Source organism: Gordonia oleivorans (assembly GCF_040044975.1).
GTDB lineage: Bacteria > Actinomycetota > Actinomycetes > Mycobacteriales > Mycobacteriaceae > Gordonia > Gordonia oleivorans.
Map to the genome: position 1 here is coordinate 53091 of NZ_JBDZDI010000015.1, position 13927 is coordinate 67017.

A 13927-nucleotide genomic window follows, 5' to 3' on the forward strand; every position below is an offset into this window, starting at 1 on the left:
CCGGCGCATTCGACCACGTCAGGAAAGGAGCCGGGAACGATGATCGACGACGCCCATCGGCCTGCTCAACGCCCCGGTGCCCGCCACCTCAGCGGACCGACCAGCGCCGAGATCCGCGAGTGGTGTGATCGCGCGGCCATGCCCGGCGACCGACCGGAGCTCTCCGACGTGGCCGCGGTCCTCGTCGCGTCCGGATACCTCACCCCCGCCGGTCGTGCGATCGTCATCCGCCGTGTCTCCACCGGTCTGCCGATGCCCACGCTGCCCGGCGGTTTCGGGGAGCTGCGCCGCCTGCAACGCACGATCGTGCAGACCGAGCAGCAGTTGTCCGGGGCGATGATGCCCAGTGTGGTGGCCGCGGTGTTCCGCAACCGATTGTCGGGGCTGGCGCGTCGCCGCGACGACGCCCACAAGGCCATCGTCACCGGCAAGGGCGTGTTCGCCGGGAGCACCCGGGCGATCCGCCGGGAGCGCCGCGAGAACATCTACCTCGAGATCGAGGAGCGGGAGCGCCTGTTCGCCGGGTTGCTGTGTACGCCGACCCCCAACGTGGGAACACTGCGGGCCGTGCGGCGGGCCGGGACGGCCGCGGTGGACCTCATCGCCGGCGTCGTCGGACAGGTCGCGGCCCGCTCGGGTAAGCGGCAGGTGGAGCAGTGGGCCGATCAGGTCACCGCGTCGATGCCCCGAACCGCACCCGCGGCACAGAATCAGGTGCCCGCCGCACCCGGGTCGTCGAACTTCGTCGACGGATACGAGGCACTGCTGTTCATCGCCGGTCACTACTACGACCGCATCATGATGAATCCGGCGTGGCGCTCGGATCACTTTGCGGTGCAACGCACCCAGGTCAATCTGCACGCCGAGCTCGTCGAGATCGCCGCCGACATCATCGCGCTGCGCGCCGTCCGGGTCGAGCTCGATCGGGCCAAACGCAGCGGCGGATTCGATGCGGCGTTCGCCGAGCAACTCGATCGTCGGGAGACGACGCTGCGCCCGGTGTGGACCGAGTTGATCGACCGCGTGCAGGCGTTGTCCGAGGTGGCCCACGTCGTGGAGTCGGCCGCGGTCGAGTTGCGCATCCTCGCCGAGTACGACCGGGCCGCCACCCTCGACGACCGGATCGATGAACTCGTTGCCCGCTCGGGTGATCGGGAGATCTCGATGGACAACGCCAAACGGCTCTCCGAACAGGTGCGCAGCGGCGAGGAACAACTGCGTATCTACCGAGATGTGTTGGCGGGCAACATTGCTCGGCTGTCGGTGGGTCAGGAGCTACCGGCGCGGTACGAACCGTAGCCGTCGTCGAGTCCCTCAGCGTGACCAGGCCGTGAGGTACCCCTTCTCGGTGGCGGTGAGTCGGCGCAGGCTGTGCTTCTCGATGTCCACCACGGCCATCTGGGTGCTCGCGACGCAGGCCGGTTTCGACGCAGGATCGGCGTCGGCGCCCCGGATCTCGTAGCCGATGGTGAAGTCGACGGAGCGAAAACCCTTGATCCACATCCCGATTGCCAGCGGCGAATCGTCGTGGCGGAGTTGGCTCTGATAGCGGATCTCGACGTGCACGATCATCGCGCTCTTGATCAGCGGGGTGTACTCCTCACCCGCGGACAGCAACCACTGGATGCGGGCCTCCTCCATGAGGGTGACCATCCGCGCGTGGTTGATGTGACCGAAGGCATCCATATCCGACCAGCGCACCGGAATCGTTGCCAGAAATGCGAATTCGCCTGCGGCGAGGCGGCCGCCGGGAGCGGCGCCGGCAGGGTCCGTGTTGCCGCTCTCACCTGCGGTGTTTGCTGCCCTGCGGGTGGGCTTTGTGGTACTCACGCGTGGTGTGCTCCTGAATGCAATCTGTGAAGTACTCGTCGAGGGTTCACGTGATGGTCACCCGTGCGTATCCTTTCAGGCTGAGACTGTTGGTGATGAGTCTGGGGGAGACGTCAACACCCCGCGTCGGTGGTTCATCGTCCGGAATTCGCCGGATCAAGTGGAGCGGAATGGTGATGATGGCAAGGCGTATGGCTGTGCTGGCGGCGTCGGTGTTCGGCGTCGTCGCCCTCGGCATGGGTGTTGCCGCGCCCGTCGCCGACGCGGCCCCTCGACAGGTGGCCCGCATCGTCACCACCACCCCGGTGAGCGTCCTGCGCACCGACATCTGGGTCGACTCGCCGTCGATGAACGAGCGCGTGAAGGTGTCGGTGCTGACCCCCGAGGGGGCGTCGGGTCCGCGTCCCACCGTGTACATGCTCGACGGCGCCGGTGCCGAGGGTGGCGTCAGCGACTGGATCACCAAGGGTCATGCCGGACGATTCTTCGCCGACAAGAACGTCAACGTCGTGCTTCCCGTCGGTGGAGCCGGAACCTTCTACACCGACTGGCAGCGGACCGACCCGAAACTCGGCAAGCCGATGTGGGAGACCTTCCTCACCAAGGAATTGCCCCCGCTGATCGATTCGACCTTCAACGGCAGCGGCCGCAACGCCGTGATCGGTCTGTCGATGGGTGGTCAGGCCGCCTTCGCGCTCGCCATCCGTCATCCCGACCTCTACTCCGGGCTGGCCTCGCTCAGCGGTTGCCCGCCGGTGTCGGGGGCGGCGAATGAGGCCTACGTCCGCACCACCGTCGGCCGCGACGGCGGGGACGCCACCAACATGTGGGGGCCGTTCGGCTCGGCGGGGTGGCAGGCCCACGACCCGTCGCTGCATCTCGATGCCCTGCGCGGCAAGAACATCTTCATCTCCGCCGGGTCCGGAGCGATCGGGCCGCTCGACCTGCAGCGCCGGATCGAACCCGACGAGGGCCCGCCCGAGGCGGTGACCGCGTCGTCGTCGGCGCTCGAGGTCGGCGCCTACCGCTGTTCGCTCGAATTCGCCCTGGATATGCGGACCCACGGCGTCGCCTACACCGACGGCTTCCGGCTCATCGGCACCCACACCTGGGCCTACTGGGAGCAGGACCTGCCAGCCGCCTGGAACACGGTGTCGCGTGGGCTGTACTACTGAGTCCAGCCCTCACGCGGCGGCTGTCACCAAGGGTGACTCGGCTGCGATCGCGCGTCCGGCCTGATGCCGACGACGTCGACGCCCCCGATGTCGTCAGCGGCCCTTGCGGATCCAGCCCTCGGCGAAGGTCAGGAAACGGTCGTTCTCCTCGACATGGGTGACCGTCACCCGCACTCCGTCGCCGGCGAAGGGGCGCACGACCACACCGCCACCGACGGCGTCGGTCGCGAAGTCGATGGCGCGTTCGCCGAGGTCGAGCCAGACGAAATTCGCCTGCGAATCCGGCACCCGATAGCCCGCGGCGCGAAGCCGGCCGGTCACCCGGGCCCGTTCGGCGACGACGTCGTCGGTGCGGGCGAGCAGTTCGTCACCGGCCTGTAGACACGCGATCGCGGCCGCCTGGGCGACGCTGTTCACCGAGAACGGGACATGTGCCTTGCCCAGCGCGGTGATCACCGCGGGGTCGGCCACGGCGTAGCCGACGCGCAGGCCGGCCAGGCCGTAAGCCTTCGAAAAGGTGCGCAGCACAACCAGATTGGTGAACTCGCGACGCAACTCAAGGGCGTCGTACCGGTGCTCGGCGTCCAGGCGCATGTATTCGAAGTAGGCCTCGTCGAGGGCGACGATCACGTCGTCGGGCACCGAGCGCAGGAACGTGCGCAGGTCGTCGGCGGTGACGACGGTGCCCGTCGGGTTGTTGGGATTGCACACGAAGATCAGCCGGGTGCGGTCGGTGATCGCGCGGGACATCGCGGCCAGGTCGTAGACGTCGTCGCCGGTCAGTGGCACCTGCACCGGTGTGGCGCCGACGAGGCGGGTGGCCAGCGGATAGGTCTCGAAGGACCGCCACCCGAACACCACCTCGTCACCCGGCCGGCACGTCACCAGGATGAGGTTCTGGCACAGGATGACCGACCCGCAGCCGACCTGGATCTCCTCGGGGCTCACGTCGAGCTTCTTCGACAGGGCCTCGGTGAGATCGACCATCGCGTTGTCGGGATAGCGGTTCGCATTCGACGCGGCGGTGGTGATCGCGTCGAGGACCGATGGGAGCGGTCCCTGGGTGACCTCGTTGCTGGCGAGTTTGACCGCGTCCGGAAACGTCTTGCCGGGAACGTAGACCGGCAGGTCGTCGAGGTCTTCTCGGATGCGCAGGCTCACCGCTCCACTGTAGGTGTCCGACGGTGCGTGACCGCGTTCGGGGCGCGCGGGCCCCTCGGGCCGGAAACGGTGCCCGCAGCCCGCTGACCGCGCGGTTTGCTTCTGTGGGCAACCGGTGTGTAATCTTTCGATCCGGCAGTTCGAAAGGACTCCGTCAGGAGGCGTGCCAGAGCGGCCGAATGGGACTCACTGCTAATGAGTTGTCTCGCTAAAACGGGACCGGAGGTTCAAATCCTCTCGCCTCCGCCGACCGCAGTCGCGCCGACCGCGGTGACAGTCTCTCGTAGACTGTGACAACTGAATAGCTACGCGCCCGTAGCTCAACGGATAGAGCATCTGACTACGGATCAGAAGGTTTGGGGTTCGAATCCCTACGGGCGCACCACGGAAACACCCCGCTACCTGCGTGAACAGGTGCGGGGTGTTTCTACTTCACGGAGTTGAGCGGGCTCAAGTCGCCGAATAGGCGCCGTTTGGTCACGGTGTCGACCTCTGCCGCAGCTTGCGGACGTCAACCCGCCTGCGCCCCGCCGACTTGCCGATCAACTCAGTGGCGATGCTCGGTTCGTCGGTACTCGTCCGCCAGGTGTGTCATCCATTCGGTCCGAGGAGGCATTGCGGGTTGTCGCAGTCGCCGTCACCGACGGGTGCGTCGGTATCGATGAGTCCGTTGCCGTCGCGGTCCCACTCGGACGGGATGCCACTGTTTAGGTCAGCGCCTTCGCCTGGCACCGTCCCAGTGGGGTAGGTGGTTTCGGAGGCGGTTGTGGTAGCAGGCTGTTCCTGGGTGGTGGTTTCCGATTCTGCAGTCTCAGCCGCGGTTGACTGGACGGCTGCCGAGAGACCACCTGGCAGTTTCCACTCGACGCGTTGGTCGACTCCTCCGGCCTCAAGGTGGTAGCCGATCGTGGTGCTGTTATTGGGGATCGCGAGGGTTGGTGACCCGTCGGCAATCGAGTTCGGGGGTGTTTTGATGAGCAGGACCGACTCGGTGCACGGGAACCACAGATCCGCTTTCTGGGTGACGTCGATGTTCTCGACGACTTTCCCCGTTGGGTCGACGTAGTAGAAGTCCGATTCCCACAGCCATTGGTCGGTCTCCACGTTGCCGGTCTTGATAGTGGCGACGAACTTCGCCTGCGTCACTTCGCCGGTTGCCGGGGCGCAGCCGCTGGTGTCGAGCCGGGTGCCGGTGACGTTGAGCACGAGGTTTCCGGCGCTGTCGGTGACAGTCACGGGCTGGCCGAGGTCGACCTCGATCGCACCGCGCGAGTTGGTTCCCGCCGTCGTGGCCGCGGTACTCGAAGTCGCGGAGGTTGTGTCGCTGGCCGAGCAAGCCGCAAGCATCGGTACGACGGTGAGCAGGACGGCTGCGGTTGTGCGGATCTTCATGGCTGGGCTGAGCCTTTCCATGCATGGGGCCGAAACGACGGAATCGTATCGCGGTCCTCCGACAATCCGGTGTCTTTCCTGCGAGTTCGTCTCAAAGCGGCCACGACTTGCTACTAGTGACTTTGTTTACGTTGTGCTGCAATTCGATTCGCGATCTGCATCCATTGCAGTCGCGCGACACAGATGGCTGCCGTTTGGCCTGCTGCACGCAGGCACCGACACCGTTATGGATCGTCGGGATGCTGCGGATGGTCAATCGTGTGACCGGCCGCATGAATTTCGTCGACGAGGTCTCCGCCGGGTCTCGTGACGGTCACCGTTCGGCCGCAAAGGTAGACCTTACTCGGTGAGTGCTGTCCACTTGTGGTGCTACTGATGCTGATGTTTCTGATGTGACCACCACCATTCTCGTCCGCCTGCACTGAGAGGTCGCCCATGATTCCCGCTCCCATCACCAAATACCTCGCCGAACTATTCGGCACGTTCTGGCTCGTCTTCGGCGGTTGCGGCACCGCGATCTACGCCGCCAAACAGGTCGCCGAGGGCGACGACAAGGGCACGCTCATCCAGGTCGGCGTCGGCTACCTCGGTGTCGCCACAGCCTTCGGTTTGACGGTCGTGACCATGGCGTATGCGCTCGCCCACATTTCCGGAGCGCACTTCAACCCGGCCATCTCCCTCGGCGCGGCGGTCAGCGGCCGGCTGGCCTGGAAGGATCTGCCGGGCTACTGGATCGCGCAGGTCGCCGGTGGTCTGCTCGCCGGGCTCATGCTGTTCGTCATCGCCTCGGGTCAACCGGGCTGGACGGCGACCGGGAGCATGGCGGCGAACGGGTACGGCGACCACAGTCCCGGCCATTACACCCTCGCCTCGGTCATCATCGCCGAGATCCTGCTGACCGCCTTCTTCCTGATCGTGGTGCTCGGTGCCACCGATGGTCGCGCACCCGGCGGGTTCGGACCCCTGGCCATCGGTTTCACTCTGATCCTGATCCACCTGATCTCGATCCCGATCAGCAACACCTCGGTGAATCCGGCACGCTCGACCGGTGTCGCCTTCTTCAACGGCGACGGAGCCCCGGGTCAGCTGTGGGTGTTCTGGCTGGCACCACTGATCGGTGGGGCGATCGGCGGCCTGATCTATCCGCTGCTCTTCGAGGACGGAAAGTTCAAGTACGGATCGTCGTCTGCCGCCGACGAGACCGCTGCGGCCTGACTCCTGCGTCCCTGAACCGACCGGTCGCCCGGACCCCGCGTGGTCGCCGGCGGCCGGTCGTCGCGTCACCACAACCGGCGGAATCGGACATCTACCGGCAGAATCTCTGCCCATGGAACTGCTGATCCTGGTGCTCGTCGGTGCCGTCATCATCACCGCGGTCGCCGACCGTCGCGGAATGCAGCCGGCGCTGATTATCGTCGTGGTCGCGCTGGCCGTGTCGTTCATCCCGGGCATGCCGCACGTCGAACTCGAATCCGAGGTCCTGCTCACCGTCGTGCTGCCGCCGCTGCTGTACTCCGCGGCGCTGGGCTTCTCGGTGCCGAGCTTCGTCCGCAACATCAAGCCGATCCTCGGCCTCGGCGTCGCGATGGTCGTCGTCACCGCCTTTGCGGTGGGAGCCGTTGCCTCTCTGCTCATTCCCGAGTTCACGTTCATCCTCGCGTTGCTCCTCGGTGCCATCGTCGCCCCGCCGGACGCGGTGACGGCGGTTGCCATCGGCCGTAAACTCGGACTGCCCAAACGGCTGATGGCGATCCTGACGGGCGAGAGCCTCGTCAACGACGCGGCCGCGCTGTCGCTCTTCGCGATCGCCATCTCCCAGATCGCGAGCACCCACGCATTCATCGAGAATCCGTTGCTGCTCTTCGGATACAACGCGGTCCTCGGCCCCATCGTCGGCGCCGTCCTCGGATATGTGACGCTCTGGATTCGCCGGCACCTGCGCAACCCGGCGCTGGAGACCGTGCAGGGGTTCGTGGTGCCGTTCGCCGCCTTCCTGGCCGCCGAACACCTGCACGCCTCCGGTGTTCTCGCCGTGGTGATCGCCGGATTCGTGGTGGGCTCCGGGTCGGTGCATGCCGGCTACCAGACACGGCTGCAGGAACGCTACGTGTGGAACTCGGTCGACGTGCTCCTCGAGGCGTTCGTCTTCGCCTACATCGGTCTGCAGATGCGCTGGATCGTCGAAGACCTGCGGGAGGCGCGGGAATCGCTGCTGCAGATCGCCATCGCCTCGATCCTGGTGCTGGCGGTCGTCCTGGTGATCCGCCCGCTGTGCGTGTTCGCCATGTTCGGTCGCGGTGTCGTCTCGCGGAGACTCGAGAGCGCGGCCGACGTCCAGGTGCCGTCCAATCCGCGTCGTGCAGCAGCGGGAAAGGTGAAGCGGGACAACGACTCCGCCCTGCAACGATTCCGCCGCCGCATCGACAACCGCCCGCTCACCTGGCAGGAGTCGACGGTGGTGGCCTGGACCGGGATGCGCGGGGTGGTCACCCTGGCGGCGGCCTCCGGTATCCCGCTGACCATTGCCGACGGTGGGGAGTTCCCGGAGCGCTCGGCGATCCAGGCGATCGCCTTCGTCGTCGCGGTCGGCACCATCCTCATCCAGGGGCCGACGCTGCCATGGCTGATCAACCGTGTGCACCTGCGCAACGACGACGAGGAACGCTACGACATCGAGCAGACCGCACGCGCCGAGGCGATCGTGCACGCCGCCGCCGACGGGGTCATCGCGGACTTCGTCACCAATCCGCCGCCCGGCCTCGACGCCGCGACGGTGGCCTTCATCGAGGAGACCGTCGCCCGCCAGTCCCGCGACGCCGAGGAGATGCCCGACCCCGAGGCCCACACCGCGCGCACCGACGCCTTCGCCGCGCTCTACCGCACGGTGCTGGCCGCCCAGCGCGATGCCCTGGTCGCCGATCGCGATCGCGGTCTGGTGGAGGACGAGGCCGTGCGCGCCATGCTCGAGCGCCTCGACCTGCAGGAGGCCGGTCTCACCGCACGTCTGGAGAGCCGCCTCTGACGCGGAAGGTGATGGCACCGTCGGCCACCTGTCCGTGGGGCGCCGTAAGGTCGAGGGCATAGGTCACGGCGCAGCGACGCCGGGCGCGACGACACACCGGGTGGAGAAACACCGGGCGGACACTTCGGGCGGAGGAGTCATGGGATCACCGGGCGGACCACGAGCCGACGGTGACGCCGCGGTCCCGGAGGCGCCCCGCCCCGATGGACCCCGAGACGACTACCGCACCCCCTTGCTGCCCGGCAATTACCCGCCGCTGGGCTATTCGGCGAACGGGATGCCCCGCTACACCCCCGCCGACCTGCACCCGACCGCGGCCGATGCCCGTCGATCCGGCATCGGCGGTGTCGGGCTGGCCACGGCACCGCAGACCGCATCGTCGACCACCGCATCGTCGACCACCGCGCCGATGGGCACGACGGCGGCCGGCTACGGCGGCCGGGCTTCGGTCGGGGCGCCCGACGCCGCGTCGGCACCCCCCGCGGGTGGCACGCCGGGCAGGCCCCGACGAATCCTGGGAATGGAACCCGGCGTGGGCATCACCGTCGGAGCCGTGGTGGTCGTCGGCATCGTGATCATCGGCCTGGTCATCGTGGGTATCGGATCGTTGCGTCAGCCCACACCCACGGTCACGCTCCCGCCGGCGACCATCACCGACGACCAGACCATCCCCACCCTGCCCACCGAACCGTCGCTTCCGGGGACCGCCGAGCCGAGCGTTCCGCGGGGCGGCGGGACCGTACCCGTCGGTGCTGCGGTCACCTACACCGTGACCATCGACGGCTCGGGAACGATCCTCTACGTCGACGACGTCGGTGTGCGGACCGAGTTCGCGCCGCCGCCGACGTGGACCGTGAGCTTCGAGGCAGGCCGTAATCCGCTGCGGCTGCTGGTGGTGGCCGTGCGTGGGTCGTCGGCACAATGCTCGATCACCGTCGACGGTGAGCAGGTGGTGACCGACAGCGTCGACGCCCAGTCGACGAGACGAACAGCGTCCTGTCTCGCCTGACCGGCGGGTCAGTTTCCGGTACTCGACGTGTGGGCGCGTCCGCGGGTCGCTACCGTAGACCTGTGAGTTCTTCGCAAGCAGCCCCTGGCCAGGCACCCTCGGACACCGAGGTCGCCGAGTTCAAGACGATGATCACGTGGCGCGGTGTCGACACGAATCGTCTGGAGCAGGTCCGCGTCAACGTCCACGGTTCGCGCATCAAGGCCTACGGCAGGATCATTGCCGCGGCGACCGACGAGCACGACGCGTTCTCCGCGTCGTACGAGCTGGTCACCAACGATGCGGGTGTCACCAAACGCCTGTCGATCCACCTCGTCCAGGTGGGTGGCGAAACCCAGATCGGTATCTCCCGCGACGAGGAGAACAAGTGGCTGATCCACTCCGGCGGCGACACCGTCCGCGGTGACTTCGACGGTGCCCAGGATGTCGATCTGGCCCTGTCACCGATGTTCAACGCCCTGCCGATCCGCCGACTGGGTCTGACGTCGACCACGGGTGTGGTCGATGTGCCGGTGGTGTACGTGTATCTGCCGACCGGGGTGGTGGAAGCCGCGACCCTGCAGTATTCGTCCACCTCGGACGGTATCGCCGTGGTGTCGCCGGTCGCCCAGTCGACGCTCAGCGTCGACGACAACGGGTTCGTCATCGACTATCCGGGCCTCGCGACCCGGGTCTGAGGGCGGCCCGCTCAGTGCGTCAGACCTGCTCAGCGGCCCAACGGTAGCCACGACGGCCACCACAGGGGCACCCCACCCGGGCAGTGGGCATTGTCGATCGGATCGTGGGTCCACACGACCGCGACGTAGGCGACCACCACTGCGACGATCAGACTCACGGCGACCGCAAGCACCACACCCCGGCTGCCGACGAGGGCCGAGATCGCCCCGTAGGTGGTGGTGACCACCACGAATGCGGCCACCGTGATGACCGGGCCCAAGAACAGCAGGACGTAGGCGCCCTCGAACGGCGCGCCGCTGTCCCCGGGATCGCAGGCCACGATGAGTTTTCGCCGCCACACCAGCGCGGCGAACGCCGTGGTGACCGCCAGCAGTGGACACCACACCAGGCCGAACATCACCGACCCGAACCTGATCAGTCGCCCCGCGGTGTGCCGAGGCGTTTCCGTCGAGATGGTCAGCCCAACCAGACGTGACCACGGTGGGCCGCGCCACGCATCGCCTTCTGCCAGCCCGGCGCACCCACCTCGACATCGGTGATGGCGACGCGCGGTCGATCGTTCATCGCTTCGTACGCCATCCGTGCGCGGTGTCCGTCGTCGACGAGGACGGCGGTGGTGCCGTGGTCGCGCAGTTCGTCGCGGGCGGCGATGAGCCGGTCGATGGTCTCGCTGAGCACGTTGAGCACGGCCACCGCATTCGCCTCGATCATCGCCCGCTGCAATTGCGGGGCGGACCCGGCCACCCGCGTCCCGTCGCGGAAACTCCCGGCCGCCAGGCGCAGCGCGAGGTCGCTCTCACCCGCACCCACGGCCGCCGTGGCCGCCGCGGTGAGATGCGGCAGATGCGAGATGGCGGCGACCGCGCGATCGTGAGCGTCGGCGGCCGCCGGGACCACCGCGGCGCCGAGGGACAGGGCGAGGTCGGCGACGACGGTCCAGTCGGCGGCGTCGGTGTCGTCCTCGGTGGTCACCATCCACATCGCGTGACCGAACAGGTCCGGGTCGGCCGCCTCCCAGCCGGACCGGCTCGTCCCGGCCATCGGGTGTCCGCCAACGTACCGGGCCTGCGGAAACACCCGGCGCAGGATCTCGGCGACGGGCTGTTTGACGCTGATGACGTCGGTCAGCAGACACGCAGGCGCATGCTCGGCGATCGCGGCGACGATGGGTTCGATCGTCGTCACCGGCGTGGCCAGCACGATCACCGCGTCCTCGGTGGCCGCGCGGCGCAGCGTGGCATCCAGATCGGTGGATGCGTCGTGTCCGGACGTGGTGGCGGCGTCGACACCGGTGGCGGATCGGTTGTAGCCGAACGTCGCGCGGCCCGACGCGGCCAGCGCCCGCATCATCGATCCGCCGATCAGTCCGAGTCCGAGAATGCACACCGGTCGATTGCCGCGCTCAGTCACGACTCCAGATTTGCACATCGCCGGTGGGCGAGGACACGGAGATCGACGAGGAGAACAGAATCTGCGATGTGGGTCATTCGGGACTTGGGGTGGGCGGCACCTTCGGGCTACCGTGACCTGCATGGCAGGTGCCGGAGCGGACGTATCGGGTTCCAACAGCAAGGATGCCGTCGACGGAGTCGAGGGTTTCGCGGTCGCGGTCGTACGCGAGGACGCCGCTTGGCGGGTCACACCACTCAAGTCGACGGCCCTGACCGACATCGAGTCCGCCGAACGTCAGCTGCGTGACCTGCGGGTGGCGGGCGCGGTGTTCGGTCTGCTCGACATCGACGAGGAGTTCTTCATCGTGATCCGCCCGGCTCCCGGCGGGGCCCGGTTGCTGCTCTCCGATGCGACCGCGGGCGTCGACTACGACATCGCCGCCGACGTCCTCGACGCGCTGAACATCGATGTCCCCGACATCGACCCCGACGACCTCGACGACGTGGATCCGTGGGAGGAAGGCGATCTCGGAATCCTCGCCGACCTCGGGCTCCCCGACGCGGTGATGGGCGTCATCGTCGGCGACACCGATCTCTACGCCGACGAACAGATCGGCATGATCGCCGCCCGCCTCGGGTTCGCCGACGAACTCTCGCGCGTTCTGGATTCCCTGGGGCATTGACCGTCTCGGGCGCAACGCAACTCGCCGCGTGGGAGGCGATGATGCGGTCCGCGCTGTCGGCGGCCGGCGAGTCCGGTGCCGACGACATCCCGATCGGCGCCGTCGTCTTCGACCCCGACGGGGTGGAGCTCGCCCGCGCCGCCAACCGGCGAGAGGTCGACGCCGATCCGACGGCCCACGCCGAGATCCTGGCACTGCGCGCTGCGGCCGCCGCCTTCGGTGACGGTTGGCGGCTACCCGGGTGCACCATCGCCGTCACCGTCGAACCCTGCACCATGTGCGCGGGCGCCATCACCCTGTCCCGGATCGACGCCCTGGTGTTCGGCGCCTGGGAACCGAAAACCGGTGCGGTGGGCTCACTGTGGGATGTCGTCCGGGACCCACGGTTGACGCATCGCCCGCAGGTCCGCGGCGGGATTCTCGAGGACGAGTGCCGCGATCTGATGGTGGGATTCTTCGCATCGCGACGCGATTCCTGACGCGTCGGTGCGGTTGTCGGCGGACATCCGTGCAGGCCGGGGTGATACCACTCGGACCGGCTCGCGCTGTGGCACATTGGACGAACAGCAGGCCAGCACCACTCACCGTCACCCACCGAGCAGGAGAACTTCCATGTCAGACGCAGCAGACAAGGTCAACGAGGTCATCGGCACCGCCAAGGACAAGATCACCGAGGTCGCGGGCAGCGAGAAGGTCCAGGGCGCGATCGGCACCGCGAAGGAGAAGCTCACCGAGGTCGTCGAGAACGAGAAGGTGCAGGACGCCGTCGGTACCGCGAAGGACAAGATCACCGAGGTCGCCGGCAGCGAGAAGGTCCAGGGCGCGATCGGGACGGCCAAGGAGAAGTTCGACGAGTTGAAGGGCAAGTTCGGCGGCTGAATATCGGCGGCGGACGTCGTCGGCCGACCGTCGGTACGGTGGAGACGGGGATCATCCCCCGCGTACGCACCACGCGTGACGTACGCGCCATCGATGTGGGGGTCGAGACGCGGCCACCGGCATCTTCCGCCGAGGCGGCACGCAACCAAGCGTGACGCGCAGGTACAGGAGGCACCACATGGGACTTTCCGATGACGCACAGAACAAGGCCGAAGACCTCAAGGGCCGAGGCAAGGAAGCCGCCGGCAGCCTGACCGGCGACGAAGACCTGAAAAAAGAAGGTCAGGGCGATCAGGCCGTCGCCGAAGGCAAGCAGAAGATCAGCGACGTCGCCGACGCCGTCAAGGGCAAGGTGGACGAGGTCAAGGACAAGCTGACCGGCCACTGACAGTGCGTTTACGGGCCTGACCAGCAGATTTAAGCCTGGACGGGCTCCTGCGGTACAGTCTTCGGCGGTGGCGTGTCCGAGCGGCCGAAGGTGCAGCACTCGAAATGCTGTGTACGGTAACCCCGTACCGAGGGTTCAAATCCCTCCGCCACCGCCAGAAATGGCCTCCCATCTTTGCAGGTGGGGGGCCATTTTGCTGTTCCGGGCGCGAATGCGGGGATTCGTCGGCGAAAAGCGGGGGAAGAACATTCCTCCCCCAGACGCTGCGACGTCGGCGAGCAATGTCCACGGGACGAAACGATTCCCCGCGGACCAACTC

15 protein-coding genes and 3 tRNA genes are annotated in these 13927 nt (G+C 67.3%); 13 read left to right on the forward strand and 5 right to left on the reverse strand.

Annotation, left to right across the window (positions count from 1 at the left end; genetic code table 11):
- Positions 1 to 39 precede the first annotated feature (39 nt).
- On the forward strand, positions 40 to 1299 hold the full coding sequence (locus ABLE92_RS18650; protein WP_348806263.1) for a hypothetical protein: 1260 nt from the start codon (positions 40 to 42) through the stop codon (positions 1297 to 1299).
- Between the two features lie 15 nt (positions 1300 to 1314).
- Here ABLE92_RS18650 and ABLE92_RS18655 read toward each other — a convergent pair whose 3' ends face one another.
- Positions 1315 to 1716 (reverse strand): acyl-CoA thioesterase, encoded by a 402-nt coding sequence (locus tag ABLE92_RS18655; RefSeq protein WP_348806335.1) that lies wholly within the window; start codon positions 1714 to 1716, stop codon positions 1315 to 1317.
- Between the two features lie 293 nt (positions 1717 to 2009).
- Here ABLE92_RS18655 and ABLE92_RS18660 point away from each other — a divergent pair, with 293 nt between their 5' ends.
- On the forward strand, positions 2010 to 3005 hold the full coding sequence (locus tag ABLE92_RS18660; protein ID WP_348806336.1) for an alpha/beta hydrolase: 996 nt from the start codon (positions 2010 to 2012) through the stop codon (positions 3003 to 3005).
- Positions 3006 to 3098: 93 nt separating this feature from the next.
- On the opposite strand, the gene hisC is transcribed toward ABLE92_RS18660, so the two are convergent.
- Positions 3099 to 4166, reverse strand: a complete 1068-nt coding sequence (gene hisC, locus ABLE92_RS18665; protein ID WP_348806265.1) for a histidinol-phosphate transaminase — start codon at positions 4164 to 4166, stop codon at positions 3099 to 3101.
- A 157-nt stretch (positions 4167 to 4323) separates the two neighbouring features.
- Here hisC and ABLE92_RS18670 point away from each other — a divergent pair.
- Together ABLE92_RS18670 and ABLE92_RS18675 are read left to right on the forward strand one after the other, a co-directional pair.
- A tRNA-Ser gene (locus tag ABLE92_RS18670) sits at positions 4324 to 4412 on the forward strand.
- Between the two features lie 63 nt (positions 4413 to 4475).
- Positions 4476 to 4551: transfer RNA gene (locus ABLE92_RS18675), tRNA-Arg, on the forward strand.
- A gap of 206 nt (positions 4552 to 4757) precedes the next feature.
- Here the strand turns inward: ABLE92_RS18675 and ABLE92_RS18680 are convergent.
- Complete coding sequence (locus ABLE92_RS18680) at positions 4758 to 5579, reverse strand: acyltransferase (protein WP_348806266.1); 822 nt, start codon at positions 5577 to 5579, stop codon at positions 4758 to 4760.
- Between the two features lie 414 nt (positions 5580 to 5993).
- On the opposite strand from ABLE92_RS18680, the gene aqpZ reads away from it, so the two are divergent.
- The 4 genes from aqpZ to ABLE92_RS18700 all read left to right on the forward strand — a co-directional run bounded on the left by aqpZ (position 5994) and on the right by ABLE92_RS18700 (position 10266).
- The gene (aqpZ, locus tag ABLE92_RS18685) at positions 5994 to 6773 is read left to right on the forward strand and encodes an aquaporin Z (RefSeq protein ID WP_348806267.1); all 780 of its coding nucleotides are present in this window, start codon (positions 5994 to 5996) and stop codon (positions 6771 to 6773) included.
- A gap of 112 nt (positions 6774 to 6885) precedes the next feature.
- The gene (locus ABLE92_RS18690) at positions 6886 to 8580 is read left to right on the forward strand and encodes a cation:proton antiporter (RefSeq protein WP_348806268.1); all 1695 of its coding nucleotides are present in this window, start codon (positions 6886 to 6888) and stop codon (positions 8578 to 8580) included.
- Between the two features lie 139 nt (positions 8581 to 8719).
- Positions 8720 to 9589 carry a hypothetical protein gene (locus tag ABLE92_RS18695; protein ID WP_348806269.1) on the forward strand — a complete coding sequence of 290 codons (870 nt, stop codon included), beginning with the start codon at positions 8720 to 8722 and terminating at the stop codon, positions 9587 to 9589.
- Positions 9590 to 9651: 62 nt separating this feature from the next.
- Positions 9652 to 10266: a putative glycolipid-binding domain-containing protein gene (locus ABLE92_RS18700; RefSeq protein ID WP_425476191.1), complete on the forward strand. Its 615-nt coding sequence runs from the start codon at positions 9652 to 9654 to the stop codon at positions 10264 to 10266.
- Between the two features lie 29 nt (positions 10267 to 10295).
- On the opposite strand, the gene ABLE92_RS18705 is transcribed toward ABLE92_RS18700, so the two are convergent.
- Together ABLE92_RS18705 and ABLE92_RS18710 are read right to left on the reverse strand one after the other, a co-directional pair.
- Positions 10296 to 10667 carry a hypothetical protein gene (locus ABLE92_RS18705; protein WP_348806270.1) on the reverse strand — a complete coding sequence of 124 codons (372 nt, stop codon included), beginning with the start codon at positions 10665 to 10667 and terminating at the stop codon, positions 10296 to 10298.
- A gap of 56 nt (positions 10668 to 10723) precedes the next feature.
- Positions 10724 to 11695, reverse strand: coding sequence for a prephenate dehydrogenase (locus tag ABLE92_RS18710; protein WP_348806271.1), 972 nt, complete (start codon positions 11693 to 11695; stop codon positions 10724 to 10726).
- A 103-nt stretch (positions 11696 to 11798) separates the two neighbouring features.
- On the opposite strand from ABLE92_RS18710, the gene ABLE92_RS18715 reads away from it, so the two are divergent.
- The 5 genes from ABLE92_RS18715 (at position 11799) to ABLE92_RS18735 (ending at position 13765) form a co-directional block, all read left to right on the forward strand.
- Positions 11799 to 12341 (forward strand): tRNA adenosine deaminase-associated protein, encoded by a 543-nt coding sequence (locus tag ABLE92_RS18715; protein ID WP_348806272.1) that lies wholly within the window; start codon positions 11799 to 11801, stop codon positions 12339 to 12341.
- Positions 12342 to 12382: 41 nt separating this feature from the next.
- Complete coding sequence (locus tag ABLE92_RS18720) at positions 12383 to 12820, forward strand: nucleoside deaminase (RefSeq protein ID WP_348806338.1); 438 nt, start codon at positions 12383 to 12385, stop codon at positions 12818 to 12820.
- A 133-nt stretch (positions 12821 to 12953) separates the two neighbouring features.
- Positions 12954 to 13220 (forward strand): hypothetical protein, encoded by a 267-nt coding sequence (locus tag ABLE92_RS18725; RefSeq protein WP_348806273.1) that lies wholly within the window; start codon positions 12954 to 12956, stop codon positions 13218 to 13220.
- Between the two features lie 178 nt (positions 13221 to 13398).
- A complete protein-coding gene (locus ABLE92_RS18730) occupies positions 13399 to 13608 on the forward strand; it encodes a CsbD family protein (RefSeq protein WP_348806274.1) in 210 nt (69 codons plus the stop codon).
- Positions 13609 to 13674: 66 nt separating this feature from the next.
- A tRNA-Ser gene (locus tag ABLE92_RS18735) sits at positions 13675 to 13765 on the forward strand.
- The last annotated feature ends 162 nt before the right edge of the window (positions 13766 to 13927 follow it).

What these genes read in the sequence shown, in the direction of transcription:
- ABLE92_RS18660 (WP_348806336.1), top strand. Translation starts at nt 2,010, where the DNA reads ATGGCAAGGCGTATGGCTGTGCTGGCGGCGTCGGTGTTCGGCGTCGTC.
- ABLE92_RS18695 (WP_348806269.1), top strand. Translation starts at nt 8,720, where the DNA reads ATGGGATCACCGGGCGGACCACGAGCCGACGGTGACGCCGCGGTCCCG.
- ABLE92_RS18730 (WP_348806274.1), top strand. Translation starts at nt 13,399, where the DNA reads ATGGGACTTTCCGATGACGCACAGAACAAGGCCGAAGACCTCAAGGGC.
- ABLE92_RS18725 (WP_348806273.1), top strand. Translation starts at nt 12,954, where the DNA reads ATGTCAGACGCAGCAGACAAGGTCAACGAGGTCATCGGCACCGCCAAG.
- ABLE92_RS18715 (WP_348806272.1), top strand. Translation starts at nt 11,799, where the DNA reads ATGGCAGGTGCCGGAGCGGACGTATCGGGTTCCAACAGCAAGGATGCC.
- ABLE92_RS18650 (WP_348806263.1), top strand. Translation starts at nt 40, where the DNA reads ATGATCGACGACGCCCATCGGCCTGCTCAACGCCCCGGTGCCCGCCAC.
- ABLE92_RS18710 (WP_348806271.1), bottom strand. Translation starts at nt 11,695, where the DNA reads ATGTGCAAATCTGGAGTCGTGACTGAGCGCGGCAATCGACCGGTGTGC.
- ABLE92_RS18720 (WP_348806338.1), top strand. Translation starts at nt 12,383, where the DNA reads ATGCGGTCCGCGCTGTCGGCGGCCGGCGAGTCCGGTGCCGACGACATC.
- aqpZ (WP_348806267.1), top strand. Translation starts at nt 5,994, where the DNA reads ATGATTCCCGCTCCCATCACCAAATACCTCGCCGAACTATTCGGCACG.
- ABLE92_RS18690 (WP_348806268.1), top strand. Translation starts at nt 6,886, where the DNA reads ATGGAACTGCTGATCCTGGTGCTCGTCGGTGCCGTCATCATCACCGCG.
- ABLE92_RS18680 (WP_348806266.1), bottom strand. Translation starts at nt 5,579, where the DNA reads ATGGAAAGGCTCAGCCCAGCCATGAAGATCCGCACAACCGCAGCCGTC.